Consider the following 26,283-nt stretch of genomic DNA (forward strand, 5'->3'; position numbering starts at 1 on the left):
TTTGTTGATCGTTTCCCCGCGGTGGTGTGTCGCCCCCGGTTCGATCCGATCCCGTACCGCTTGCAGTCATGTGCTGCCGGCCGATGCCCTGGGTGTCGGCCGGCATTTTCATGGCTTGTTTCGTATTCCTTTTGCCCGGAGTCACACGATCCCATGAGTGCATTTCTTGAAGAGCGCGTCCTGAGCGTGCATCACTGGACCGACCGCCTGTTCAGTTTCACCACCACGCGCGACCCGGCGCTGCGCTTCTCCAACGGTCACTTCACCATGATCGGCCTGCGGGTGAACGACAAGCCGCTGCTGCGTGCCTACAGCATCGCCAGCCCCAACTACGCCGAACACCTGGAGTTCCTGAGCATCAAGGTGCCCGACGGCCCGCTGACCTCGCGCCTGCAGCACATCCAGGTCGGTGACAGCATCGTCGTCGGCCGCAAGCCCACCGGCACCCTGCTGATCGACTACCTGCTGCCGGGCAAACGCCTGTACCTGCTGGCCACCGGCACCGGGCTGGCGCCGTTCCTGAGCGTGATCCGCGACCCCGACACCTACGAGCGCTTCGAGCAGGTGGTGCTGGTGCACGGCGTGCGCGAGGTCAAGGAGCTGGCCTACCGCGAGTTCCTCAGCCAGACGCTCAAGCACGACGAGTTCCTGGGCGAAATGGTCGAGAAGCAGTTCCTGTATTACCCGACCGTCACCCGCGAGCCCTTCATCCACCAGGGGCGCATCCCGAATCTGCTGGACAACGGCACCTTGGCGAAAGACCTGGGCCTGCCCCGGCTGGACCCGGCGCACGACCGCATCATGATCTGCGGCAGCCCTGAAATGCTGCGCGACCTCAAGGCCCTGGCCGAGAAGAACGGTTTCGAGGAAGGCAACACCAGCCGCCCCGGTGCCTTCGTGATCGAGCGTGCGTTCGCCGGCAGTTGAACGCGGTTGGCGGGGCGTGGGGCTCGGCAGGCGCGCCAGGAGATGAAGACCACGCCCTTGTGCTCAATCTTCTGAACGCGCGGCCGGAACTCTTGATGGTGGAGTGCAATCAACCCGCGGGAACGACCCCCTGATCGAGGCGCGGATTCCTGCGCAACACATCAGGGCGTCGGGTTTCAAGGACGGTGAGACACTCGCCGTTCTCCGCACAAGGCCCAGCGTTTTCCTGCAAGGACACCGATTTGTCATCCGCTCTACCGACCCAGGTCCTCGAACTCATCGAGCGTTTTCCCCGCCGCCTGCTCGCGCTGATTGCCCTGGGGTGCATCGGCCTGCTCGCTTTTGGCCTGTACCTGCAGCATGTGGTGGGGCTGGAGCCCTGCCCCATGTGCATCGTGCAGCGTTATGCGCTGGTGCTGGTGGCGCTGGTGGCGGCCGTCGCGGCCGCGCTGCCCGGTCGCGGCGCGCACACGGTGGGTGCCGGCCTGATGGGCTTGCTGGCGGTTTCGGGGGCTTTCGTGGCCGCGCGCCAGAGCTGGCTGCAGTGGAACCCGCCCGAGATACTGAGCTGCGGGCGCGACTTTTTCGGAATGATCGAATCGTTTCCGCTCAAGCGGGCGATTCCCATGATCTTCAAGGGCAGCGGTGACTGTTCGGCCATCGACTGGACCTTCCTGGGCCTGACGATCGCCAACTGGTCGTTTCTCTGCTTCTCGCTGATCGCGCTGCTGGCCGTGCTGCTGCTGGTGCGCCGCGCACCCGCCAGCGCCTGAGTCAACGAAAGCCTCACGCAGGCAGCCCGATCGGGCCGCCGCGTGCTGCGGCGGTCACCCCAGCTTTTTCACCAGCACCTGGCTCTTGCGGTCCCAGTTGTATTTGCGCTTGCGCGCCTCGGGCAGCCAGTCCGGGTTGACCTGCACGAAGCCGCGCTTGAGGAACCAGTGCATGGTGCGCGTGGTGAGCACGAAGATGCTCTGCAGCCCCTGGGCCTTGGCGCGGGTTTCGATGCGCTTGAGCAGGCGCTCGCCGTCGCCCTGGCTCTGTGTGTCGGGCGACACGGTGAGCGCGGCCATCTCGCCGGTGCGGGCCTCGGGGTAGGGGTAGAGCGCGGCGCAGCCGAAGATCACGCCGTCGTGCTCGATGATGGTGTAGTTGCCGGCGTCGCGTTCGATCTCGGTGCGGTCGCGCTTGACCAGGGTGCCGTCTTTCTCGAACGGTTCGATCAGCGCCACGATGCCGCTCACGTCGTCCATGGTGGCCTCGCGCACGCTCTCCAGTTTTTCGTCCACCACCATGGTGCCGATGCCGTCGTGGGTGTAGATCTCCAGCAGCAGCGCGCCGTCCACCGCGAACGGCAGGATGTGGCTGCGCTCCACGCCGCCTTCGCAGGCGCGGATGCAGTGCTGCAGGTAGAAGGCCGTGTCGGTCGGCTGTGTAGGCGACGGCAGGGCGGCGAGCATCTTTTTCGCGTCGGCCAGCGGCAGCTCGGTGTCGATTTCGCTTTCCGGGTCGGCCGCGTCCACGCGGATACCGGGCACCTCGGTCAGGAACATCAGCTTGTCGGCCTGCAGCGCCACGGCGATGGAGGTGGCCACGTCTTCCATGGTGAGGTTGAAGGCCTCGCCGGTGGGTGAAAAGCCGAAGGGCGAGAGCAGCACCATGGCGCCCATGTCCAGCGTGCGCTGGATGCCTTCGGTGTCCACCTTGCGCACCAGGCCGGAGTGGATGAAGTCCACCCCATCGATCAGGCCCACCGGGCGCGCGGTGATGAAGTTGCCCGAGATCACGCGCACCGTGGCGCCGGCCATGGGGGTGTTGGGCAGGCCCTGGCTGAAGGCGGCCTCGATCTCGTAGCGCAGCTGGCCCGCGGCTTCCTGTGCGCAATCCAACGCGACGGAGTCGGTGATGCGCATGCCGTGGGAGTACTTCGCGGCATGACCTTTGGCCTGAAGCTGCTCGTTCACCTGCGGGCGAAAGCCATGCACCAGCACGATCTGCACCCCCATGCTCTGGATCAGCGCGAGGTCTTGCGCGATCAGGGGCAGCTTACCGGCCGCGATGGCCTCCCCGGCAATGCCCACCACCAGCGTGTTGCCGCGGTGTTTGTGGATATAGGGCGCGACCGAGCGGAACCAGGGCACGAAGGTGAAGTTGAAAACGTTGGACATGGGCAGCGGAGCGGACAGACATTGGGCGCGGCGCGGATAATCGCCGGTTGCCTGATTTTGACTGAAGTTCCCCCTTGTCCTCCACGCCGCTGCACATTGAGTTTCCTGAGTCCCTGCCCGTCTCCGCCCGCCGGCACGAGATTGAGGCCGCCATGCGCGAGCACCAGGTGGTCATCGTCTGCGGCGAAACCGGCTCCGGCAAGACCACGCAGTTGCCCAAGATCGCGCTGCAGATGGGGCGCGGCAAGCTCAATGCGAAACCGGGCCAGCGCCCGCAGCTGATCGGCCACACCCAGCCGCGCCGCATCGCGGCCTCCAGCGTGGCCAAGCGCATCGCCGAGGAGCTGAAGACCCCCCTGGGCGAGGTGGTGGGTTTCAAGGTGCGGTTCCAGGACCGGCTCTCGAAAGACGCCTCGGTCAAGCTCATGACCGACGGCATCCTGCTGGCCGAGACGCAGACCGACCCGGACCTGCGCGCCTACGACACCATCATCATCGACGAGGCGCACGAGCGGTCGCTCAATATCGACTTCCTGCTCGGCTACCTGCGCCAGCTGTTGCCGCGCCGGCCTGACCTGAAGGTGGTGGTGACTTCGGCGACGATCGACGCGCAACGGTTTGCCGATTACTTCGCTTCAAAAAAGGGCCCGGCACCTGTGATTCAGGTGTCGGGCCGCACCTTCCCGGTGGAGGTGCGCTGGCGCCCGTTCGAGGAAAGCCGCGACTACGACCTGAACAACGCCATCACCGACGCGGTGGACGAGCTCTGGCGCGGCCCGCAGGGGGGCGACATTCTCGTTTTCCTGCCCGGCGAGCGCGAGATCCGCGAAGCGGCCGACCACCTGCGCAAGCACCTCAGCCACCAGCCGGTGCTGCGCAACGCTGAGGTGCTGCCGCTGTTCGCACGGCTCTCGCAGGCCGAGCAGGACCGCATCTTCCAGGACCACAGCGGTCGGCGCATCGTGCTCTCGACCAACGTGGCCGAAACTTCGCTCACCGTGCCAGGCATCCGCTACGTGATCGACGCCGGCACGGCGCGCGTCAAGCGCTACAGCTTCCGCCAGAAGGTCGAACAGCTCATGGTGGAGCCGATCAGCCAGGCCGCAGCCAACCAGCGCGCCGGCCGTTGCGGCCGCGTGGCCGACGGCATCTGCATCCGGCTGTACGACGAGGCCGGCTTCAACGGCCGCCCCAAGTTCACCGAACCGGAAATCCTGCGCAGTTCGCTCGCGGGCGTGATCCTGCGCATGAAAGCCCTGCGTCTGGGCGCGGTGGAAGACTTCGCCTTCATCGAGGCACCGCAAAAGCGCGCCATCGTGGATGGCTACCAGCTGCTCTCCGAACTGGGCGCGGTGGACGAGGCCAACGAGCTCACGCCCATCGGCCAGACGCTCTCGCGCCTGCCGCTGGACCCGCGCGTGGGCCGCATGATCCTGGAGGCGCAGCAGCGTGGCGCGCTCGACGAAGTGATGGTGATCGCTTCGGCGCTGAGCGTGCAGGACGTGCGCGACCGGCCCATGGACAAGCAGACCCAGGCCGACCAGGCGCACGCCAAGTTCGACGATGAGAAGAGCGAGTTCAGCGGCACGCTCAAGCTCTGGAAGTGGCTGGAAGACACCAAAGGCGGCCATGGCAAAGACCACAAGCTCAGCCACCGCCAATACGAAAACCTGCTGCGCGAAAACTTCATCAACGTGCGCCGGGTGCGCGAATGGCGCGACATCCACACCCAGCTGCACACGGTGGTGGCCGAACACAAGTGGCAGCTCAACACCCAGCCCGCTTCCTACGAGCAGCTGCACCTGGCCATGCTCTCGGGCCTGCTGGGCAACATCGGCCAGAAGAGCGAAACCGAAGACTGGTACCTGGGCGCGCGCGGCATCAAGTTCTACCGCCATCCGGGCGCCAACCTGAGCAAGAAGCCCGGGCGCTGGATCGTCTGTGCCGAGCTGGTGGAGACCACGCGCCTGTTCGGCCGCGGCATCGCCGCGATCGAACCGACCTGGCTGGAACAGGTGGGCGGCCATCTGATCAAGAAGCAGTTGCTCGACCCGCACTGGGAGAAAAAGGCGGCGCGCGTGTCGGCGCTGGAGCGTGCCACGCTCTACGGTCTGGTGGTCTATCACAACCGCCGCACCGACTACGGCCGGGTGGACCCGGCGGGCGCGCGCGAGATCTTCATCCGCGAGGCGCTGGTGGCGGGTGAGTGGGAGACGCGCCTGCCGTTCCTGGCCGCGAACCAGAAGCTGGTGAAGCAGGTGGCGGAGCTGGAACACAAGTCGCGCCGGCAGGACGTGCTGGTGGACGACGAGCTGATCTACGCCTTCTACGACCAGCAACTGCCGGCCGACGTGTGCAACGGTGCGGGCTTCGAGCGCTGGTACCAGAGCGCGGTCAAGCTCAACCCCAAGCTCTTGCTGCTGACCAAAGAAGAGCTGATGCGCCACGAGGCGGCCGGCATCACCACGCAGGCGTTTCCGAAAACGCTGCGTCTGGGCGGCGTGGACTGCGCCTGCACCTACCTGCACGAGCCCGGCGACCCGCGCGATGGTTTGAGCGTCACGGTGCCGATCTTTGCGCTCAACCAGGTCAGCGAAGACCGCTGCAACTGGCTGGTGCCCGGCATGCTGAAAGACAAGCTGCTGGCGTTGCTCAAGACCCTGCACCAACGCCCGCGTTCGCGCCTGGTGCCGCTGCCGGCCACGGCCGAGCGCTTCGCCGCCACGCTCACCGAGCCCGCGGTCTTCGGCGCTGGCAACCTGATGGACGCGCTGCTGAAACTGGTGCGCGAGGCGACGCAACTCGACATCGTGCGCAACGACATCAAGGTGGACATGCTGAGCGCCCACCACTTCATGCACCTGCGCGTGGTGGACGAACACGGCCGCCAGCTCGGCCAGGGCCGCAGCCTCGCCGCGCTGAAGGCCGAACTGGGCGGCCAGGCGCGTGGTGCCTTCCAGGCGCTGGCGTCCTTGAAGCTGGAGAGTCTTCGACCGGCACCGCCAGAGCTCAAAGCGACTCCACCGCCCGCCAGTGCGGGCGGTGGGCGCCGCGTCACGGCAGATGCGCCCGCAACCCCTGCTGCCAGCGCCACCCAGCGCCACACCAGCTGGGATTTCGGCGAGCTGCCCGAGCTGATGGAAATCCGCAAAGGCGGGCAGACGCTGATCGGTTTCCCTGCGCTGATGGACCTGGGCGACGCGATCGGCATCGAAGTGTTCGACGAGCCCGAGGTCGCGATGGCGCGCCACCGCGAGGGCCTGCGCCGCCTGTTCGCGCTGCAGATTAAAGACGCGCTGAAGTACCTGGAGAAGAACCTGCCCGGCTTGATGACCATGGCCACGGCCTACATGCAGGTCGGCAAGACCGACAGCGGATCGGGCGGCGGCACGCTGGAAGAGCTGCGCAGCCAGATCATCGAACTCGCGCTGGACCGCGCCTTCCTGGCCGACCCGCTGCCCACCGACGAGCCCGCGTTCAAGAAGCGGGTGGACGAGGGCCGGGGCCGCTTGACGCTGATTTCCTCCGAAATCGCCCGCAACGCCGGCCTGATCCTCACCGAATACGCCGCCGCCGCGCGCAAGCTCAAAGACAGCCGCCCGCCCGCCGACGTGGCGACCGACATCGGCCAGCAGCTGCAGCGCCTGGTGCCCAAACGCTTCTTGCTGACCACGCCTTATGCGCAGCTGCAGCACTTTCCGCGTTACCTCAAGGCCGTGCAGCTTCGGCTGGACAAGCTGCGTGCCGACCCGGCGCGCGATGCCGCCAAGTTCGCTGAGCTGCGCCCACAGGACCAGCGCTTCTGGCGCATGGTGGCCGAGCGCAAGGGCGTGCAGGACGCCCGCCTGCAGGAGCTGCGCTGGCTGCTCGAAGAGCTGCGCGTGAGCTTCTTCGCGCAGGAGTTGCGCACGCCACAACCGGTGAGCGTGAAGCGGCTGGACAAAGCCTGGGCGCAGCTGAACACCTGAGCCGACGCGCCCGGAGCGGGCGCCATGGCACCCCGGGGCCTGAAATCCTGGCCCATGCCGCGCCAGGGGCATGGTTGACAGTGCGCTCCCGAATGCGCTTCACTGCAGGGTGTTCCGGCCCCGGGCGGGGCTGGTCGTTTCATGGAGGACTGTTCATGGATCGACGCAAGTTCGTGGAAGGCTGTGCACTGGGCACAGGCGCACTCGCCACCACCCTGACCGGCGGCGCCTGGGCACTGGATGCCCGACCCCGGACCCACGGTCGCGTGCTGCTGGTGGATGAGTTCGGCGATCCGCTCAAGGCCGCCAGCCTCCAGGCCCAGACCAACTACGTGTTTCACTACCCGTTCGAGGCCACGCCGGTGTTCCTGCTCGATCTGGGCAAGCCCGCCATGCCCACGGTGCTGCGCACCCGTGACCAGCAGGCCTACCAGTGGCCCGGCGGTGTCGGCCCGGCGCGCAGCCTGGTGGCGTTTTCCGCCATCTGCGCCCACCAGTTGGTGTACCCGACCCGAGAGCTGAGTTTCATCAGCTTTCGCAAGGGCGCCGCGCTGAACCCGCAGACACCGAGCAAGGGCGACGATCTGATCCACTGCTGCGCCGACCACAGCCAGTACGACCCGGTGCACGGCGCCCGGGTGATGAGGGGCCCGGCCGAACAGCCCCTGTGCGCGGTGCTGCTGGAGCACGATGCCCGGCTCGATACCCTGACCGCCACCGGCACCCTGGGCGGGGAGCTGTTTGACCAGTTCTTCAGGAAGTACGAGATGAAGCTGAGCCTGGAGGTCGGCCCGAAGGCGCGTCAGCCGGTGACGGGGCGCAGCGCGGTGCGCGAGCTGGACCGCTTCTGCAAGAACGCCGTGCGCTGCTGAGCGACGCGGCGTTGCGTCGGGGTGCGGATTTCAAGCCGCGTTCAAAGCCGTGCCAGCCGCTTGAGTGCTTCGCGCAGCGTGTCGTCTTTCTTCGCGAAACAGAATCGGATCACTTTCTGGTCGAACCCGTTGCCGTAGAAGGCCGAGAGCGGGATCGCTGCCACACCGATCTCGCGCGTGAGCCACTGGCAGAACTCGGCTTCGGGCAGTTCGCGCTCGGGCACGGCCAGGGCGGAGATGTCCACGCACTGGAAATAGGTGCCTTCACCGGGCAGCAGACGCAACCGGGTCGATGCCAGCCCTTCACGGAACAGGTCGCGCTTGCGCTGGTAGAAGGCCGACAGTTCCAGGTAGGGCGCCGGGTCGACCATGTAGGTCGCCAGCGCATGCTGCATGGGCGTGTTCACCGTGAACACGTTGAACTGGTGCACCTTGCGGAATTCGGCCGTCATCGCCGCGGGCGCCACCACGGTGCCGACCTTCCAGCCGGTGACGTGGTAGGTCTTGCCGAAGCTGCTGACGATGAAGGCACGCGCCGCCAGGCCGGGGAAACGCGCCGCACTCTGGTGCTGCTGGCCGTCGAACACCATGTGCTCGTAGACCTCGTCGCTGATCAGCAGCACATCGGTGGGCGCCAGCAGATCCTGCAGGCGCTGCATGTCGGCCGCGCTCCAGACCATGCCGCTGGGGTTGTGCGGGCTGTTGATCATCAGTGCGCGGGTGCGCGGCGTGATCGCGGCGGCAATGCGGTCGAAGTCGGGCCGGAAGCTGCCCGGCGTGAGCGGCACGCGCACCGCCACGCCGCCCGCGAGCTCGATGTTCGGCACGTAGCTGTCGTAACAGGGTTCGAGCACGATTACCTCGTCGCCCGGGTGCACCACGGCCAGGATGGCGGTCAGGATGGCCTGGGTGGCGCCTGCTGTGACCGTGATCTCGGCGTTCGGGTCACAGGCCAGCCCGTACAGCGCCTGCATCTTGGCGGCCACGGCCTGGCGCAGCGCCGGCACGCCGGGCATGGGCGGGTACTGGTTGTGCCCGGCCCGCATGGCCTGCGTAACGGCATCCACCAGCGCCGGGTCGCAGTCGAAGTCCGGGAAACCCTGGCCGAGGTTGACCGCACCCGTCTCGGTCGCCAGCGCCGACATGACGGTGAAGATGGTCGTGCCGACCTTGGGCAGGCGAGAGGTGAGGGCGGGGGTGTGGGGGACTGGGAATGGCATATCAATGTCCGGAGATCAAGGTAGCCCCGGCCAGAACACCGCGGAACTGGCTTGGCCAGGCCGCTGGTGTTGCCCCCTGGGGGGTGACGCGCCCTTAGGCGCGGCGCGGGGGGAATCACAGCTCATAGTCGTCCGGCGTGCCGCTCATGGCCCGCAGGATCAGGTCGCGCGAGAGCCGGTCGCTCAGCAGTTCGGCGAAGCGCAGAACGAAATGGCGCAGGTAGGTGCCGCGCTTGAAGGCCACGCGCGCCAGGTTGTGGCCAAACAGCTGGGCGGCAGGGCGCGCCACCAGATCGGGCGTGGCGTTCTCGCCCTGCATGGCCATCTCGGCCACGATGCCCACGCCCATGCCGAGCTTCACATAGGTCTTGATCACGTCGGAGTCGATCGCTTCCAGCACGATGTTGGGCTGCAGGTGGCGCAGCGCAAAGGCCTGGTCGATGCGGGTCCGTCCGGTGTAGCTCGGGTGGTAGGTGATCAGCGGCAGCAGCGCCAGGTCTTCGAGCGTGATGCGCTCGCGCTCCAGCAGGGGGTGGTCGAACGGGAACACCAGCACATGCTGCCATTCGTAGCAGGGCAGGGTGACGAGCTCGGGGTAGTTCAACAGCGACTCGGTGGCCATGCCGATCTCGGCCACTTCTTCCATCAGCATCCGGGCCACCTGGTCGGGCGACCCCTGGTGCAGGCTGATCGCCACCTTCGGGTAGGCCTGGCGCAGCGCCGCCACCGGCCCGGGCAGCACGTAGCGCGCCTGGGTGTGGGTGGTGGCGATGGAGAGCGTGCCGCTGTCCTGCGCCGAATACTGCTCGCCGATGCGCTTGAGGTTGTTGACCTCGCGCAGGATGATCTCAATGCTTTTGAGCACCTGCGCGCCGGGTTCGGTCACGCGTTTGATGCGTTTGCCGTGGCGCGCAAAGATCTCGATGCCGAGTTCGTCCTCCAGCTCGATGATGGCCTTGGAGACGCCGGGCTGTGAGGTATGCAGCGCCTTGGCGGCTTCGGTCAGGTTCAGGTTGCGGCGCACCGCTTCCTGCACGAAACGGAACTGGTGCAGATTCATGCGGGGAGCTCCAGGGCAATCTGGGCCAGCAGCGTCGTGAGCCGGGGGTCTTCGCCCGCGGTGGGTAGCAGCTCGAACCGCACCTGCGGGTGTGCCTGGGCGAGCTCTTGCATGAGCACCGGCAGGTCTTCACGTGCGTGTTTTCCCATGCCGAAAAACAGCGGCAGCACACGCACATGGCGGGCACCAGCGGCCACCAGGCGGTCGGCGGCCTGGTGCAGATCGGGTTCGCACAGCTCCAGATAGGCGCAACTGACGGCCACCGCCGGATCGGTCTGAGCGATCCGGGCCGCCACCGCTTCCACCGGATCGCGCCAGAGCGGGTCGCGCGAGCCGTGGGCAAACACAATCACGCCACGCGCCGTCATCGTCTGAGCACCAGCCAGCCGAACGCGCCCAGCGACATCACCGAATAGATCAGCGCTGGCGACGCCGCGGCCAGCCAGGGGCGCCACTGGTTGAGATTGCCGATGTAGCCAAACACGTTGTTGAGCAGGAAGAAACTGATGCCGATCATCACCCCGAGAAACACATAGCCGGTGATGCCGCCGGCGCGGAAATGCAGGTAGGCGAAGGGCAGGGCCAGCACCACCATGACCAGGCAACTCAGCGGGTAGAACACCTTGCGCCAGAACTCGATCTCGTAGCGTTGGGCGGACTGGCCGTTGGCCTCCAGGTGCTGGATGTAGGCGAAGAGATCCGCGGTGCGCATGCGTTCGGGTTTGAGCAGCGCCGTCGACACCATCTCGGCGCTGATGCTACTGGGCCAGCGCAGGGTTTTCAGCGTGCTGTGGTTGATGCGGGCCGATTTCAGTCCCGCGGTATCGAACTCGCGGCGCTGGACTTTGTGGAGCGTCCAGGAATCGTCTTTCTCGATTCGGCCACTTTGCGCCTGCAGCGTGGACACCAGATACCCCTGGTTGTCGAACTCGAAAATGCGGATGCCTGACAGCACTCCCTGAGCTGACATGGAGCCGACATTGACCGAGAAGTTGCTGTAGGTCTGGCGTTCCTTGAGCCAGGCGCCGGTCTGACCAATGCTGATGCGGCCCTGATAGCGTGCCTTGAGCAACTGGGCGGTCCGGTCGGACAGAGGTGCCACATAGTCTCCAACCGCAAGGGTCAGTATGACGAACACCAGGCCCAGGCCGAGCAGGGTTCTCAGGGCCCGCCAGGGCCCGAGGCCGCTGGTGCGCAGGATGGTGTATTCGGAGCTGTGGGCCAGCCGGGCCAGCACCGCCACCGAACCGATCAACACCGAGATGGGCAGCAGCTCGTAGAGCCGGCTGGGCATCAGCAGCGCCACATACAGCATCGCGTGCCGCATTTCGTAGATCAGGTTCGGTTCGAGTCGCGAGGGCTTCCCGATGGAGGCCAGTTCATCGACAAAGTCGAAGAAAAAGAACAGCGACAGAAAGGCCAGCAGAACAAAGCCCACGGCCGTGAATATCTCGCCATAGATCAGGCGCTTGATGGTTTTCATAGAGCGGCCTGTGGTTCGGACTGTCGCAGCCGACGGCTGTTGATCCACCCCCTGAAGCTCAGATTGTGGTGCCGCTTGACCAGCCACAGCAGGATCGAGATGAACACCACGCCGTGCAACATGAACAGCAGGGTGCCCAGGCTGAGCTGACCGGAAGTCACCCAACGCTGGCCGACGTTGAGCAGGTTGAAATACACGACAAAGGCGAACAGGGTGAACATCAGGTTGCCGCCTCGTCCCGCCCGCGGGTTGCTGGTCGTGGCCGCCAGCGCGAGGAACACCAGGTTCAGCGCGGTCAGGCCCACGCCGATGCGCCAGCCGAGCTCACCCAGGTTGGCGGCGTTGCTGTTCTGGATCAGCTCCCAGCTCGGGCGCGACTTGAGCGCCTGGCTGCTGCCCGTCAGGACGGACGAGGCACCGATCTGGGCACCGTACTGTTCAAACTCACTCACCTTGAGCTGTCCATTTTTTTTTGCACTGCTTTCCAGCCGCTGCCCCTTCTTGAGCATCAGGAACTGCCGCTCGCCCTCCCATTCAATGCGGCCGGAGCTCGCCGAAACCACGCTCTCCCTCCCATCGTCTTCGGTGCTGGAGATGAACACGTTTCGACCCTCCGTGCCATCGGCGGTGTCCTTGTCGATGAAGAAAACGCGTCGCCCATTGGAGGACTCCTGGAACTGGCCCGGGGCAATGCGCTCCAGGTCGCCGCGGCGCTCGAAGCGGTCACGCAGGCTGTCGGTCTGCTGGTTGGCCCAGGGCCAGACGAACAGCACCATCAGCATGATCACCAGCAGCACCGGCCAGGAAAAGCGCAGCACCGGCGAGAGGAAGCCGCCGAGCGAACGGCCACTGGAGAACCAGATGATCATTTCGCTGTCGCGGTACATGCGTGACAGGGTTGAAACGATGGCCACGAAGAGTGCCAGCGTCAGGATGGTGGGCATGCGCCCCAGCACCGTGTAGCCCAGCACCAGCATGATCTCTTCGGGGTTGACGCTGCCGCGCGAGGCCAAGCCCAGGGTGCGGATCAGCAGCATGGTCAAGACGATGGTGAACAGAACCACCAGCGTGGCCCCGAAACTGCGCGCCAGCTCTTTGCGAATGGAGGAATGGAATAACATCGAACGCAATCAGGAAACCGCAATTATGGACTTTGAACTCAAATCGTTTTCTCCCGAGCAGGCCGCCCAACTGGCCGCCGACGCGCTGCTGGTGCTGGTCCCGGACGCCTCAAGTGGGGCCGCATTGCCGGGGCCTCTGACCGACCTGATCGCCGAGGCCACACAACGGGGAGATCTGGAGGCGGGTGTCGGCAAGGTGCTCTCATGCTACCGGGTTCAGGGGGTCAAGGCCCCCCGGCTGGTGCTGGTGCGCGCCGGCGACGGCAAACCCGCTGCGGTGCGCAAGGCGGTGAGCGCAGGCATGGCCGTGCTCAAACAGCCCGGCATCAAGAAGCTGGGTCTCCTGCTTGGTTTGCTGGGCAACGACGCCGACGGCGTGAGCGTGGCCATGCAGGCCTGTGCCGAGGCCAGCTACAGCTACACGACCACAAAACCCTCGGCCAAGGCACGGGCCCTGCAACTCGTCGTCGTGGGCGTGTCGCAGGTGGCGGCGGCCCGATCCGGTTTCGACGAAGGCAAAGCCCTGGTGATCGGGGTGGAATGGGCCAAGGAATGGGCCAACCGGCCGGCCAACCACGCCACACCCAGCATGCTGGCCGATGCCGCGCGAAAACTCGGGCGCAAACCCGGCATCAAGACCGAGGTCCTGGGCCCGAGGCAAGTGGCGGCGCTGGGCATGGGCGCCTTCATGGCGGTCGCCAAGGGCTCGGTGGAGCCGCTGCGTTTCATCACCCTGCATTACAGCGGCGCGGCCAAATCCAGCGCGCCGGTGGTGTTGGTGGGCAAGGGCATCACGTTCGATACGGGTGGCATTTCCATCAAGCCGGCCGCCGAAATGGACGAGATGAAATTCGACATGGGTGGCGCAGCCAGTGTGTTGGGCACGTTCGCCGCACTGGCCGAATTGCGCCCGGCCATCAACGTGGTGGGCCTGATCCCCACCTGTGAAAACATGCCCGATGGTCAGGCGGTGAAGCCCGGCGACGTGGTCACCAGCATGAGCGGGCAGACCATCGAAATCCTCAACACCGACGCCGAGGGGCGCCTGATCCTGTGCGACGCGCTCACCTACGCGGCGCGTTTCAAGCCCCGCAGCGTGATCGACATCGCCACGCTCACCGGTGCCTGCGTGATCGCACTCGGTGCCGTGCGCTCGGGCCTGTTCTCGGCGCGCGACGATCTGGCCACGGCCCTGCAGCAGGCCGGTGAGGCCTCCCTGGATCCCTGCTGGCGCATGCCGCTGGACGACGAGTACGCCGAGGGGCTGAAGTCCCATTTCGCCGACATGGGCAACGTTGCCGGCCGGGCCGGCGGCGCCATCACGGCGGCCAAATTCCTTCAGAAGTTCACGGCGGATTTGCCATGGGCCCACCTGGACATCGCTGGCACCGCCTGGAAGAGCGGGACAGCCAAAGGGTCGACCGGGCGGCCCGTGCCCTTGTTGCTGCGTTACCTGATGGACGAAGCCAGCAGGCCGACTTCCGCGGCGGCGAAGAAAACCGCCGGCAAGCGCGTGCGCAAGGCCTGATTGGTTCCAGCGCTCGGAAGACCGCGCCATGACCGAAGTGGCTTTTCATTTCAATGCGCCCGACAAGCTGGGTTATGCCTGTAGATTGCTGCGCAAGGCCTATCTCAAGGGGGCCAGCGTGGTCGTACTGACCGACGAAGGTTCCGTGAAGGCGCTGGATGCTGCGCTCTGGACCATGGCGCAGGGCGAATTCATCCCGCACTGCCATCCCGGAGATCCTGCCCATGTGCGCGCGCGCTCGCCCATCCACATCGGTTCCCATGTCCCCGAGGCAGTCAACGCAGGGGTGCTTGTCAATCTGTGCACGGGGATGCCCGCGCATTTCGATCAATTTGCCCGCGTGATCGAAGTGGTGACCCTTGGCGGCGATGATCGCCTCCACGCGCGCGAACGCTGGCGGCAGTACAAGGCGCTGGGTATCGAGCCCCAGCGACACGATCTTCAATTGGCCACCGGTGATTGAGTTGCCCGGATTGGGTATGCGTGGTACTAATGCCGCATTCATTGACCTGATTCGACGTCGGGCAAACCCTCGAACCCAGGCGCTGTTCGAGCATCCACTGAAATCCTCTAGGTTTTTAGAGTATCTTTATGGATGTGGAGAAAAAAGTTCCCTCCGCATTTCAACTTTCATTCCTTTCCGAGGATACCTATGCAACTGAACATCAAACTGGCCGTCATCGCTGCGGCCGTCGCCTTGGCCGCTTGCGGCAAAAAAGAAGAGGCTGCAGCACCGGTCGAGGCGCCGGCTGCGGCTCCTGCGGCTGACGCTCAGGTCATCAAGATTGGTCACGTCGGTCCCACCAGTGGCGCTATTGCCCACCTTGGCAAGGACAATGAAAACGGCGCAAAGATGGCAATCGAGGAGCTGAATGCCGCCGGTTTGACCATTGGTGGTGCACCCGCCAAGTTTGAACTGCTGGCTGAAGACGATGCGGCCGATCCCAAGCAGGGCACCGCTGCTGCCACCAAGCTGGTGGACGCCAAAGTGGCTGGCGTGATCGGTCACCTGAACTCGGGCACGACCATTCCCGCTTCGCAGATTTACAACGACGCAGGTATTCCCCAGATTTCGCCCTCGGCAACCAACCCCAAGTACACCCGTCAGGGCTACGCTGGCGTGTTCCGCATGGTGGCTGACGACGTGCACCTGGGCGGCACCCTCGGCAAGTACGCTGTGGAAACGCTCAAGGCCAAGACCGTTGCCGTGATCGACGACCGCACGGCCTACGGCCAAGGTGTGGCCGACGAATTCGAAAAAGGCGTCGCTGCTGCTGGCGGCACCGTCGTGGGCCGCGAGTTCACCAACGACAAAGCCACCGACTTCAACGCCATCCTGACCACCCTGAAGGCCAAGAAGCCTGACGTGGTGTTCTTCGGCGGCATGGACGCCGTGGCCGGCCCGATGCTCAAGCAAATGAAGCAGCTGGGCATCAACGCCAAGTTCATGGGCGGCGACGGCATCTGCTCGAGCGAGCTGCCCAAGCTGGCTGCCGACGGCATGGCCGACGAGCAAGTCTATTGCGCTGAAGCCGGTGGCGTCGAAGGCGAGCAGAAGGCTGGCATGGACAAGTTCCGCGCTGACTTCAAGGCGAAGTTCGGTGCCGACGTGCAGGTGTACGCGCCCTATGTGTATGACGCTGTGAAGGTCATGGCCAATGCCATGGTCACCGCTGGCTCGGCCGATCCGGCCAAATACCTGCCTGCGCTGAAAGCCACGAACTACAAGGGTGTGACCGGCAACATCGAGTTCGACGAAAAGGGCGACATCAAGAACGGCGCCCTGACGCTGATGACCTACAAGGGTGGCGCACGCACCACCATCGCCGTGATCCGCTGATCCCGGTTGAGAGCGGGGTTCGATCTCGATCGGGTCTCGCTCTCCAAAAGAAAAGCCACCGCTTGCGGTGGCTTTTCTTTTGGGTTTTGGATGGTGCCTCGATGTCGTCGGATTCAGCGCAGGGGGCTGGCGGCTGATGCGTCAGCGCTGGCCAGCGGGACGCGGCGAGCGCCGTTGAAGCGGGTTTGCCAATAGGCCAGGCGCATGTCTTCCACCCGCACTTGTGAGCCGGTGCGCGGCGCGTGGATGAATTTGCCGTCACCCATGTAAATACCCACATGGCTGAAGGCGCGCTTCATGGTGTTGAAAAAGACGAGATCGCCCGGCTTGAGCTCATTTCGATCAATCGCCTGGGTGGCGGCCGCCTGTTCATCGGCGCGGCGTGGCAGCACCTTTCCCACCGACTGTTCGAAGACGGCACGCACGAATCCGCTGCAGTCAAAACCGGTTTCTGCGGAGTTGCCACCGTATTTGTAAGGCACACCCAGAAAGCCCATCGCATTGATGACCAGGCCGGAGGCCTTTTCACTCACCGATTCACGCGCTTGCTGGATTTGCTCGCCCAATCGCGCCATGACGCCTTTTTCGGCCAGCAGGGCGTCCATGTCTTCATACGCCCCCTCGGACGGCTGGGCGTGCACCGCGGCGGCACAACTCAGCGCAATGACGGGTATCAGGCGTTTCATCGCACGCAGGGTATCGGTGTTGCAAAGAGAAGTCAAGTGAAGTGCAGCATGCAACGCTTTGATTTTTCTGCATTTTGCCGGGGTCGCCTGCAACGGGGCAGGGTGGTCTGTTCTGCGTTCGAAGCCGCCGGCGTAGCGACCTGCGAAAATCGCCATTTCGTTGTCTGAACCCAAGAAAGATTGCCATGTTGCTGGACGCCGCAGATTCCCAATTGGTGCTGGTGGACTACCAGGCCCGCCTGATGCCTGCCATTTTTGAGGGTGCCGAGGTGCTTGCGAACGCTTCGCGGTTGGCCCAATGGGCGCGGATGCTGCATGTGCCCGTATGGGGCACGGAGCAAAACCCCGAGAAGCTTGGGTCCAACCCGCCGGAGTTGCGTGCGTTGTGTCAGAAGACGCTGCCAAAAATGCACTTTGGCGCCGTGTCTGAGGGGCTGGCTGATTGGCTGAGACCCCCCGTGCGCTCGGGTGGTGGCAACGCGCGCAGCCTGCCCAAGCACCTGCAAAAGCCTGTTGCCGCCCCGGTTCCTGACCGTGCCGCCATCGTGCTGGCGGGTTGTGAGGCCCATGTCTGTCTGCTGCAGACCGCCCTGGAGTTGGTCGAGTTGGAGTTCGATGTCTGGGTCGTGACAGATGCGTGTGGTTCGCGCACCGAACGCAACCGCGACGCCGCCTTTGACCGCCTGGCCGGTGCTGGCGTCGAGCTGGTGACCGCCGAGATGGTGGCTTTCGAGTGGCTACGCACGGCCGAGCACCCGGCATTTCGAGACGTTCAGGCGCTGATCAAGTAGGGGCAGGAGTGCGTTGGCGGGGCTGGGTGGCCGCGCTGGTGGCCCGCATTGGCTGGGATACAACGCATGAGGGGAGGCTTGTGGGGCGGGTCGACAAAATGTCAGGCTTCCGCAAGTCTGAGATTCATAATTATGAATTCAATTTCGGTTGTCTGGCATCTGTCGGGCGGCCGATGTCGGCCATCTCACAACACCAACGCGCAGGAGCCTCCCATGAGCAATCCACTGGGCTACACCGAATTTCACCGCCGCTCCATTGAAGAACGCGATGCGTTCTGGGCCGAGCAAGCCCGGCTGGTGGACTGGCACAAGCCCTTTGAGCAGGTCTGTAACTACGACAACCCGCCGTTTGCCCGGTGGTTCGAGGGTGGTCTGACCAACCTGTGCCACAACGCGGTGGATCGCCACCTGAAGGACCGTGCCGATCAGAACGCGCTGATCTTTGTGTCCACCGAAACCGACACAGAAAAGACCTACAGCTTTCGCGAGCTGCACGCAGAGGTTCAGCGCATGGCGGCCATCCTGCAGGCGCAGGGGGTGAAGAAGGGTGACCGCGTCCTGATCTACATGCCCATGATCCCCCAGGCCGCGTTTGCCATGCTGGCCTGCGCGCGCGTGGGTGCCGTCCACTCGGTGGTGTTTGGTGGCTTTGCCAGCCATTCGCTGGCCAGCCGCATCGAAGATGCCTCGCCGGTGGTCATCGTCAGTGCCGACGCCGGCTCGCGCGGCGGCAAAGTGGTGGAGTACAAGCCGCTGCTCGACGAAGCCATCAGGCTCTCGGCCCACAAGCCGGAAAAGGTGGTGATGGTCGACCGCGGTCTGGCTGCGTTTGACGCTGTCGAAGGGCGCGACGTGGACTACGCCGCCGAGCGGGCAAAACACATGGACACGGTGGTGCCTTGCGAATGGGTGGACGCCACGCACCCCAGCTACACGCTCTACACCAGCGGCACCACCGGCAAACCCAAGGGCGTGCAACGCGACACCGGCGGCTACGCCGTGGCGCTGGCAGCGTCGATGAAGCACATCTACATGGGCGAGCCGGGCGAGACCTATTTCTCCACCAGCGACATCGGCTGGGTGGTGGGTCACAGCTACATCATCTACGGCCCGCTGATCGGCGGCATGGCGACCATCATGTACGAGGGTCTGCCGATCCGGCCCGACGCCGGCATCTGGTGGAGCCTGGTGGAGAAGTACAAGGTGTCGGTGATGTTCAGCGCGCCGACGGCGGTTCGTGTGCTCAAGAAATACGACCCGTCCTTCATCAAGAAATACGACATCTCCAGCCTCAAGGCGCTGTTCCTCGCCGGTGAGCCGCTGGACGAGCCCACGGCCCAATGGATTTCGGGCGAACTGGGCAAACCCATCGTGGACAACTACTGGCAGACCGAGACCGGTTGGCCGATTCTGGCCATCTGCAATGGCGTGGAGCCGGCGCCGAGCAAGTTCGGCTCGCCGGGCAAGGCCGTCTATGGCTACGACGTCAAGCTGCTCGACGACCAGACCGGCGAGGAACTCAAAGGTGCCAACCAGAAGGGGGTCGTGGCGGTGGAGGGCCCGCTGCCGCCCGGCTGCATGCAGACCATCTGGGGCGACGACGAGCGCTTCGTCAAGACCTACTGGTCCAGCGTGCCGGGCAAGATGGTCTACAGCACCTTTGACTGGGGCATCCGCGACGCCGATGGCTACTACTTCATCCTGGGCCGCACCGACGACGTGATCAACGTGGCCGGCCACCGCCTGGGCACCCGCGAGATCGAAGAGAGCATCTCCAGCCACCCACGCATCGCCGAGGTGGCCGTGGTCGGTGTCGCCGACCAGCTCAAAGGCCAGGTCGCGATGGCGTTCGCTGTGGTGAAAGACGCGTCCCTGCTCACGGACGACGCGGCTCGGCTCAAGCTCGAAGGCGAGGTCATGAAGCTGGTGGATGAGCAGCTCGGTGCCGTGGCACGCCCCGCACGTGTGCGTTTTGTGTCGATCCTGCCCAAGACGCGCAGCGGCAAGCTGTTGCGTCGCGCCATCCAGGCGGTCTGCGAAGGGCGCGATCCAGGGGATCTCACCACCATGGACGATCCGGCAGCGCTGCAGCAAATCAAAGACCTGCTGGCTTGACCGTCGGCCGGGCATTGGCTCCTGGGTCAATGTCCGACAAAACCACTTGGTTGTCGGCGGGCTTTCTAAGTATGATCCATGCTTATATTGACAAAAGTGTGGTCTGCCATGGAACAAATGATCGAATCCGATGCCAATGTGGAAAAGGTCCGGGTGTTCGAGCTCGCCGCCGAACTGTTCGGCGTGTTGGCCACGCCAATGCGGCTGCGCATCCTGAGTGCACTGTGCGACAAGGAAAAATCCGTGTCGCAGCTGCTGCAGGAGATCGACACCACACAGCCCAATCTTTCACAGCATCTGAACCTGCTGTACCGGGCAGGGGTGCTGGCCAAGCGCAAGGACGGCACGCAGGTGATCTACCGCGTGCAAAGCGAAAAGGCCGTCACGCTGTGCCGCACGGTCTGCACACAGATCGCCATTGAAATGGACGAACCCAGTTCGGTCCCGGCGTCCGAGCGCCTCTCGCCCCGCGTGGCGTCCTGAAGATCGCAAACGCGTTCTGAGACGCCCCATTGACGGGGCCGTCGCTTCGCGGTGGCGCAACACCCCCGTGCCTATTTCGCCGGAAGATGCCCCGGCCGATGACTTCATTTCCCCTGGGCCTTGCTCAAAGTGGCACAATCGCTGGCTGCAGTCAGGTCCTTCCACAGTCACTGTCGCATCCGCCAAACGGTCCAGCCGTGTCGCGGAAGGTTTTTCTAACCAGCTAATGTTTCCTCAAGGGAAACGGAGGTCAGCGGATTTATGAGCGATACCCAAGCGAACGGGGGCAACGTCTATGTTGCCTACAAAAGCAACTCGTACCTCTTCGGCGGCAACGCGCCGTACGTGGAAGAGATGTATGAGAACTACCTGGACAACCCGGGTAGCGTGCCGGACAACTGGCGCAGTTACTTCGATGCATTGCAGCACGTGCCCGCCGTCGACGGCACCGATGCCCGCGATGTGCCGCACCTGCCCGTCATCAACGCCTTTGCCGAGCGTGCCAAGCAAGGGGGCACCAAGGTCGTCGTGGCCGCTGGCGCCGATTCCGATCTGGGCCGCAAGCGCGTCGCCGTCCAGCAACTGATCGCGGCCTACCGCAACGTCGGCTCCCGTTGGGCCGATCTGGATCCGCTCAAGCGCACCGAGCGCGACCGCATTCCTGAACTCGATCCCTCGTTCTACGGCTTCTCCGATGCCGATTTCGAGACCGTGTTCAACACCAGCAATACCTTCTTCGGCAAGGAAGTCATGTCCCTGCGGGACCTGCTCAATGCCTTGCGCGAAACCTATTGCGCCACCGTGGGTGCTGAGTACATGTACATCAGCGACCAGACGCAGAAGCGCTGGTGGCAGGAAAAGCTGGAAACGATCCGCAGCAAACCTTCTTTCAATGCCGAGAAGAAAAAGCACATTCTCGATCGCCTGACCGCGGCGGAAGGCCTGGAACGTTTTCTGCACACCAAATATGTGGGTCAGAAGCGCTTCTCGCTCGAAGGTGGTGAGAGCTTCATCGCCGCCATGGACGAGTTGATCCAGCAGGCCGGCGCGCAAGGCGTGCAGGAGATCGTGATCGGCATGGCCCACCGCGGCCGCCTGAACGTGCTGGTGAACACCCTGGGCAAGATGCCCAAGGACCTGTTCGCCGAATTCGACCACACCGCCCCTGAAGAGCTGCCCGCTGGTGACGTGAAGTACCACCAGGGTTTCAGTTCGGACGTGACCACCTCTGGCGGCCCGGTTCACCTGTCGCTGGCCTTCAACCCTTCGCATCTGGAGATCGTGAACCCGGTGGTGGAAGGTTCGGTGCGCGCCCGCATGGACCGCCGTGGTGACCCCCAGGGCAAGCAGGTGCTGCCGGTGCTGGTGCACGGTGACGCCGCCTTTGCCGGACAGGGCGTGAACCAGGAAACCCTGGCGCTGGCCGCCACCCGTGGTTACACCACCGGCGGTACGGTGCACCTGATCATCAACAACCAGATCGGTTTCACCACCTCCGACCCGCGCGACCTGCGTTCCACGCTGTATTGCACCGACATCGTCAAGGGTGTCGAAGCGCCCGTGCTGCACGTCAACGGTGACGATCCCGAGGCCGTGGTGCTGTGCATGCAGCTCGCGCTGGAGTACCGCATGACCTTCCGCAAGGACGTGGTCGTGGACATCATCTGCTTCCGCAAGCTGGGCCACAACGAGCAGGACACGCCGAGCCTGACCCAGCCGCTGATGTACAAGAAGATCAGCGCCCACCCCGGCACGCGCAAGCTGTACGCCGACAAGCTGGCCGCCCAAGGGCTGGGCGAGTCGCTGGGCGACGACATGGCCAAGGCCTATCGCGCGGCGCTGGACGCGGGCCGTCACACGGTGGACCCGGTGCTCACGAACTTCAAGAGCAAGTACGCGGTGGACTGGAGCCCGTTCCTGGGCAAGAAGTGGACCGACAGCTGCGACACCGCCATCCCCATGGCCGAGTGGAAGCGACTGTCCGATCGCCTGACGAACATCCCCGATACGGTGACTCCGCACCAGTTGGTGAAAAAGGTGTATGCCGACCGCGCGGCCATGGGCCGTGGGGACATCCCGGTGGACTGGGGCATGGGCGAGCACATGGCGTTCGCCTCCCTGGTAGCCAGTGGCTACCCGGTGCGTCTGTCGGGCGAAGACTGTGGCCGCGGCACCTTCACGCACCGCCACGCCGTGATCCACGACCAGAACCGTGAAAAGTGGGACACCGGGACCTACACTCCATTGCAGAACGTGGCCGACAACCAGGCACCGTTCGTGGTCATCGACTCCATCCTGTCCGAAGAGGCGGTGCTGGGCTACGAATATGGCTACGCCTCCAACGACCCCAACACCCTGGTGATCTGGGAAGCCCAGTTTGGCGATTTCGCCAACGGCGCCCAGGTGGTGATCGACCAGTTCATCGCTTCCGGTGAGGTCAAGTGGGGCCGTGTCAATGGCATCACGCTCATGCTGCCGCACGGCTACGAAGGCCAGGGTCCGGAGCACAGCTCGGCACGCCTGGAGCGCTTCATGCAGATGGCGGCCGACACCAACATGCAGATCGTGCAGCCCACCACGGCCAGCCAGATCTTCCATGTGCTGCGCCGCCAGATGATCCGCAGTCTGCGCAAGCCGTTGATCATCTTCACGCCCAAGTCGTTGCTGCGCAACAAGGACGCCACCTCGCCGCTGTCCGAGTTCACCAAAGGCAGTTTCCAGACCGTCATTCCGGAGCAGAGCGCCGATGTGGTGAAGAAGGCCGAGAAGGTCAAACGCATCATCTGCTGCTCGGGCAAGGTGTACTACGACCTGGTCAAGAAGCGCGAAGAGCGCGGCTCGGATGACGTGGCCATTCTGCGTGTCGAGCAGCTCTACCCGTTCCCGCACAAGGTGTTTGGCGCCGAGGTCAAGAAGTACCCCAACGCCACCGAGATGGTGTGGTGCCAGGATGAGCCGCAGAACCAGGGGGCCTGGTTCTTCGTGCAGCACTACATCCACGAGAACATGCTCGATGGGCAGAAGCTCGGTTACGCCGGACGGGCCGCCTCGGCTTCGCCGGCGGTGGGCTACGCACACCTGCACCAGGAGCAGCAGAAGACCCTGATCGATGCCGCTTTTGGCAAGCTCAAGGGCTACATCCTCAGCAAATAACCCGGGTATGACGCTGGTGCGCCGCGCGGCCGCCCTTGAAGGGCACGCGCGCCGCATCCCTCACGTCCCACGCAAAAAATCAAGGTAGAAGACACATGGCAATCGTAGAAGTCAAAGTTCCGCAGCTCTCCGAGTCGGTGGCCGAGGCCACCCTGCTGCAGTGGAAGAAAAAAGTCGGTGAAGCCGTTGCGGTTGATGAGATCCTGATCGAGATCGAGACCGACAAGGTGGTGCTGGAGTGCCCGGCGCCCGCCGCCGGCGTGCTGGTGGAAATCCTGCAGGGCGACGGCGCTACCGTGGCGGCCGATCAGCTCATCGCGCGCATCGACACCGCTGCCGTGGCTGGCGCTGCGGCTCCCGCCGCCGCGCCGGCGCCGGCCGCCGTGGCCGCCGCACCTGCGGTCGCCGCGCCCGCAGCGGCTGCATCGCAGTCCAAGGCCGGTGTGGCCATGCCCGCGGCCGCCAAGCTGCTGGCCGACAACAACCTGGCCGCCAGCTCGGTGGCGGGCAGTGGCAAGGACGGTCGAGTGACCAAGGGCGATGTGCTGGCGGCTGTGGCGTCCGGTGCCGCGGCACCCAAGGCCGCCGTGGCCGCACCGGCGGCCATCCCCACCGGCGCACCCACCAAGGTGCTGCCGCAGGTGGCCATGGTTGCCCCCGATCTCGGTGACCGCCCCGAAGAGCGCGTGCCCATGACCCGTCTGCGTGCCCGTGTGGCCGAGCGTCTGCTGCAGTCGCAATCGACCAACGCCATCCTGACCACGTTCAACGAAATCAACATGGCTCCGGTCATGGAGATGCGCAAGCGCATGCAGGAGCGTTTCGAGAAAGAACACGGCGTCAAGCTCGGTTTCATGAGCTTCTTCGTCAAGGCCGCCGTGCACGCCCTCAAGAAGTTCCCGATCCTCAACGCCTCGGTGGACGGCAACGACATCGTGTACCACGGCTACTTCGACATCGGTATCGCCGTCGGCTCGCCGCGCGGTCTGGTGGTGCCCATCCTGCGCAACGCCGACCAGATGAGCTTCGCCGAGATCGAGAAGAAGATCGCCGAATTCGGCCAGAAGGCCAAGGACGGCAAGCTGGGCATCGACGACATGACCGGTGGCACCTTCTCCATCTCCAACGGCGGCACCTTCGGTTCGATGATGTCCACCCCCATCATCAACCCGCCGCAGTCGGCCATCCTGGGTGTGCACGCCACCAAGGACCGCGCCATGGTGGAAAACGGCCAGGTGGTGGTGCGCCCGATGAACTACTTCGCCATGTCCTACGACCACCGCATCATCGACGGCCGCGAAGCCGTGCTGGGCCTGGTGGCCATGAAGGAAGCGCTGGAAGATCCCGCCCGTTTGCTCTTCGACATCTGATCGAACAGCGACATTGCAGACGCCCCTTCGGGGGCGTTTGTCCAACCCCATTCAGGAACAATCATGTCTCAAGCATTTGACGTCGTCGTGATCGGCGCCGGCCCCGGCGGCTACATCGCCGCCATCCGCGCCGCCCAGCTGGGCTTCAAGGTCGCGTGTATCGACGAGTGGAAAAACGCCGTTGGCGGCCCGGCCCCGGGTGGCACCTGCACCAACGTGGGCTGCATCCCGTCCAAGGCGCTGCTGCAGTCCAGCGAGCATTTCGAACACGCCAACCACCACTTCGCCGACCACGGCATCAGCACCGGCAAGGTGATGATGGACGTGGCCAAGATGGTGGGTCGCAAGGATGCTGTCGTGAAGCAGAACAACGACGGCATCCTCTACCTGTTCAAGAAGAACAAGGTGACGTTCTTCCACGGCCGCGGTTCGTTCGTGAAGGCCGCGGAAGGTGGCTACGAAGTCCAGGTGAGCGGCGACAAGCCCGAGACGCTGCTGGGCAAGCAGGTCATTGTGGCCACGGGCTCCAACGCCCGTGCGCTGCCGGGCACGCCGTTCGATGAAGAGAATGTGCTGTCCAACGATGGCGCGCTGCGCATCGGCGCCGTGCCCAAGAAGCTGGCCTTGATCGGCTCCGGCGTGATCGGCCTTGAAATGGGCTCGGTCTGGCGCCGTCTGGGCGCGGACGTGACCATCCTTGAAGGTCTGCCGACCTTCCTCGGCGCGGTGGACGAGCAGATCGCCAAGGAAGCCAAGAAGGCCTTCGACAAGCAGGGCCTGAAGATCGAACTCGGCGTGACCGTTGGCGAGATCAAGACCGGCAAGAAGGGTGTGAGCGTGGCCTACACCAACGCCAAAGGCGAGGCCCTGACGCTGGACGCCGACAAGCTGATCGTCTCGATTGGCCGCGTGCCCAACACCATCGGTCTGAATGCCGAAGCGGTGGGCTTGGCGCTGGACGAGCGTGGCGCCATCGTGGTGGACGCCGAGTGCAAGACCAATCTGCCGGGCGTCTGGGCGGTGGGCGACGTGGTGCGTGGCCCCATGCTGGCGCACAAGGCGGAAGAAGAGGGTGTGGCCGTGGCCGAGCGCATCGCCGGCCAGCACGGGCACGTCAACTTCAACACCATCCCCTGGGTTATCTACACCAGCCCGGAAATCGCCTGGGTCGGCCGCACCGAGCAGCAGCTCAAGGCGGACGGCGTGGCCTACAAGGCGGGCACCTTCCCGTTCCTCGCGAACGGCCGCGCCCGCGCGCTCGGTGACACGACCGGCATGGTCAAGTTCCTGGCCGACGCGGCGACGGACGAGATCCTGGGCGTGCACATCGTGGGTCCGATGGCTTCTGAACTGATCTCCGAAGCCGTGGTGGCCATGGAGTTCAAGGCCAGCGCCGAAGACATTGCCCGCATCTGCCATGCACACCCTTCGCTGTCGGAAGCGACCAAGGAAGCGGCCTTGGCCGTTGACAAGCGCACGCTGAACTTCTGACCCGGGT

The 26,283-nt window shown here is 64.6% G+C and carries 20 protein-coding genes; 13 read left to right on the top strand and 7 right to left on the bottom strand.

What is annotated here, in order from left to right; all coding sequences use genetic code 11:
* Window positions 1–153: 153 nt before the first annotated feature.
* Together AC07YZ_RS01620 and AC07YZ_RS01625 are read left to right on the top strand one after the other, a co-directional pair.
* Complete coding sequence (locus tag AC07YZ_RS01620) at window positions 154–927, top strand: ferredoxin--NADP reductase (RefSeq protein WP_226493046.1); 774 nt, start codon at window positions 154–156, stop codon at window positions 925–927.
* A gap of 242 nt (window positions 928–1,169) precedes the next feature.
* The gene (locus AC07YZ_RS01625) at window positions 1,170–1,700 is read left to right on the top strand and encodes a disulfide bond formation protein B (protein WP_494793484.1); all 531 of its coding nucleotides are present in this window, start codon (window positions 1,170–1,172) and stop codon (window positions 1,698–1,700) included.
* A 54-nt stretch (window positions 1,701–1,754) separates the two neighbouring features.
* Here AC07YZ_RS01625 and argA read toward each other — a convergent pair whose 3' ends face one another.
* Complete coding sequence (gene argA / locus AC07YZ_RS01630; RefSeq protein WP_226493044.1) at window positions 1,755–3,095, bottom strand: amino-acid N-acetyltransferase; 1,341 nt, start codon at window positions 3,093–3,095, stop codon at window positions 1,755–1,757.
* Window positions 3,096–3,247: 152 nt separating this feature from the next.
* Between argA and hrpA the strand changes: the two genes are divergently transcribed.
* Both hrpA and AC07YZ_RS01640 read left to right on the top strand, forming a co-directional pair.
* A complete protein-coding gene (gene hrpA, locus AC07YZ_RS01635; RefSeq protein ID WP_494794023.1) occupies window positions 3,248–7,063 on the top strand; it encodes an ATP-dependent RNA helicase HrpA in 3,816 nt (1,271 codons plus the stop codon).
* A 155-nt stretch (window positions 7,064–7,218) separates the two neighbouring features.
* Complete coding sequence (locus AC07YZ_RS01640; RefSeq protein WP_494793485.1) at window positions 7,219–7,935, top strand: twin-arginine translocation signal domain-containing protein; 717 nt, start codon at window positions 7,219–7,221, stop codon at window positions 7,933–7,935.
* Window positions 7,936–7,976: 41 nt separating this feature from the next.
* On the opposite strand, the gene AC07YZ_RS01645 is transcribed toward AC07YZ_RS01640, so the two are convergent.
* The 5 genes from AC07YZ_RS01645 to lptF all read right to left on the bottom strand — a co-directional run bounded on the left by AC07YZ_RS01645 (window position 7,977) and on the right by lptF (window position 12,819).
* The gene (locus AC07YZ_RS01645) at window positions 7,977–9,155 is read right to left on the bottom strand and encodes a pyridoxal phosphate-dependent aminotransferase (RefSeq protein ID WP_494793486.1); all 1,179 of its coding nucleotides are present in this window, start codon (window positions 9,153–9,155) and stop codon (window positions 7,977–7,979) included.
* A 115-nt stretch (window positions 9,156–9,270) separates the two neighbouring features.
* On the bottom strand, window positions 9,271–10,215 hold the full coding sequence (locus tag AC07YZ_RS01650; RefSeq protein WP_494793487.1) for a CysB family HTH-type transcriptional regulator: 945 nt from the start codon (window positions 10,213–10,215) through the stop codon (window positions 9,271–9,273).
* Window positions 10,212–10,568, bottom strand: a complete 357-nt coding sequence (locus AC07YZ_RS01655) for a sirohydrochlorin chelatase (RefSeq protein ID WP_494793488.1) — start codon at window positions 10,566–10,568, stop codon at window positions 10,212–10,214. Before AC07YZ_RS01655 ends, AC07YZ_RS01650 begins: the two co-directional genes overlap by 4 nt.
* An 11-nt stretch (window positions 10,569–10,579) precedes the next feature.
* Complete coding sequence (gene lptG / locus AC07YZ_RS01660; RefSeq protein WP_494793489.1) at window positions 10,580–11,698, bottom strand: LPS export ABC transporter permease LptG; 1,119 nt, start codon at window positions 11,696–11,698, stop codon at window positions 10,580–10,582.
* A complete protein-coding gene (lptF, locus tag AC07YZ_RS01665) occupies window positions 11,695–12,819 on the bottom strand; it encodes an LPS export ABC transporter permease LptF (RefSeq protein WP_494793490.1) in 1,125 nt (374 codons plus the stop codon). The genes lptG and lptF overlap by 4 nt, the downstream gene beginning before the upstream one ends.
* A 25-nt stretch (window positions 12,820–12,844) precedes the next feature.
* On the opposite strand from lptF, the gene AC07YZ_RS01670 reads away from it, so the two are divergent.
* The 3 genes from AC07YZ_RS01670 to AC07YZ_RS01680 all read left to right on the top strand — a co-directional run bounded on the left by AC07YZ_RS01670 (window position 12,845) and on the right by AC07YZ_RS01680 (window position 16,187).
* Window positions 12,845–14,347 (top strand): leucyl aminopeptidase, encoded by a 1,503-nt coding sequence (locus tag AC07YZ_RS01670; RefSeq protein WP_494793491.1) that lies wholly within the window; start codon window positions 12,845–12,847, stop codon window positions 14,345–14,347.
* Window positions 14,348–14,375: 28 nt separating this feature from the next.
* Window positions 14,376–14,810, top strand: coding sequence for a DNA polymerase III subunit chi (locus AC07YZ_RS01675; RefSeq protein WP_226493033.1), 435 nt, complete (start codon window positions 14,376–14,378; stop codon window positions 14,808–14,810).
* Window positions 14,811–14,999: 189 nt separating this feature from the next.
* On the top strand, window positions 15,000–16,187 hold the full coding sequence (locus AC07YZ_RS01680) for a branched-chain amino acid ABC transporter substrate-binding protein (protein WP_226493032.1): 1,188 nt from the start codon (window positions 15,000–15,002) through the stop codon (window positions 16,185–16,187).
* A gap of 113 nt (window positions 16,188–16,300) precedes the next feature.
* Here AC07YZ_RS01680 and AC07YZ_RS01685 read toward each other — a convergent pair whose 3' ends face one another.
* Window positions 16,301–16,873 (bottom strand): C40 family peptidase, encoded by a 573-nt coding sequence (locus tag AC07YZ_RS01685; RefSeq protein WP_226494736.1) that lies wholly within the window; start codon window positions 16,871–16,873, stop codon window positions 16,301–16,303.
* Between the two features lie 185 nt (window positions 16,874–17,058).
* Here AC07YZ_RS01685 and AC07YZ_RS01690 point away from each other — a divergent pair, with 185 nt between their 5' ends.
* The 6 genes from AC07YZ_RS01690 (at window position 17,059) to lpdA (ending at window position 26,276) form a co-directional block, all read left to right on the top strand.
* The gene (locus tag AC07YZ_RS01690) at window positions 17,059–17,664 is read left to right on the top strand and encodes an isochorismatase family protein (RefSeq protein WP_226493031.1); all 606 of its coding nucleotides are present in this window, start codon (window positions 17,059–17,061) and stop codon (window positions 17,662–17,664) included.
* Between the two features lie 213 nt (window positions 17,665–17,877).
* Complete coding sequence (locus AC07YZ_RS01695; protein WP_226493030.1) at window positions 17,878–19,779, top strand: propionate--CoA ligase; 1,902 nt, start codon at window positions 17,878–17,880, stop codon at window positions 19,777–19,779.
* A 108-nt stretch (window positions 19,780–19,887) separates the two neighbouring features.
* The gene (locus tag AC07YZ_RS01700; protein WP_068168788.1) at window positions 19,888–20,262 is read left to right on the top strand and encodes an ArsR/SmtB family transcription factor; all 375 of its coding nucleotides are present in this window, start codon (window positions 19,888–19,890) and stop codon (window positions 20,260–20,262) included.
* A 261-nt stretch (window positions 20,263–20,523) separates the two neighbouring features.
* On the top strand, window positions 20,524–23,415 hold the full coding sequence (locus tag AC07YZ_RS01705; protein ID WP_226493029.1) for a 2-oxoglutarate dehydrogenase E1 component: 2,892 nt from the start codon (window positions 20,524–20,526) through the stop codon (window positions 23,413–23,415).
* 95 nt (window positions 23,416–23,510) lie between these two features.
* Window positions 23,511–24,785, top strand: a complete 1,275-nt coding sequence (odhB, locus tag AC07YZ_RS01710; protein WP_494793492.1) for a 2-oxoglutarate dehydrogenase complex dihydrolipoyllysine-residue succinyltransferase — start codon at window positions 23,511–23,513, stop codon at window positions 24,783–24,785.
* Between the two features lie 63 nt (window positions 24,786–24,848).
* Window positions 24,849–26,276, top strand: coding sequence for a dihydrolipoyl dehydrogenase (lpdA, locus tag AC07YZ_RS01715; protein WP_494793493.1), 1,428 nt, complete (start codon window positions 24,849–24,851; stop codon window positions 26,274–26,276).
* Window positions 26,277–26,283 lie beyond the last annotated feature (7 nt).

The organism is Hydrogenophaga sp. GW101-3F08, assembly GCF_059424585.1.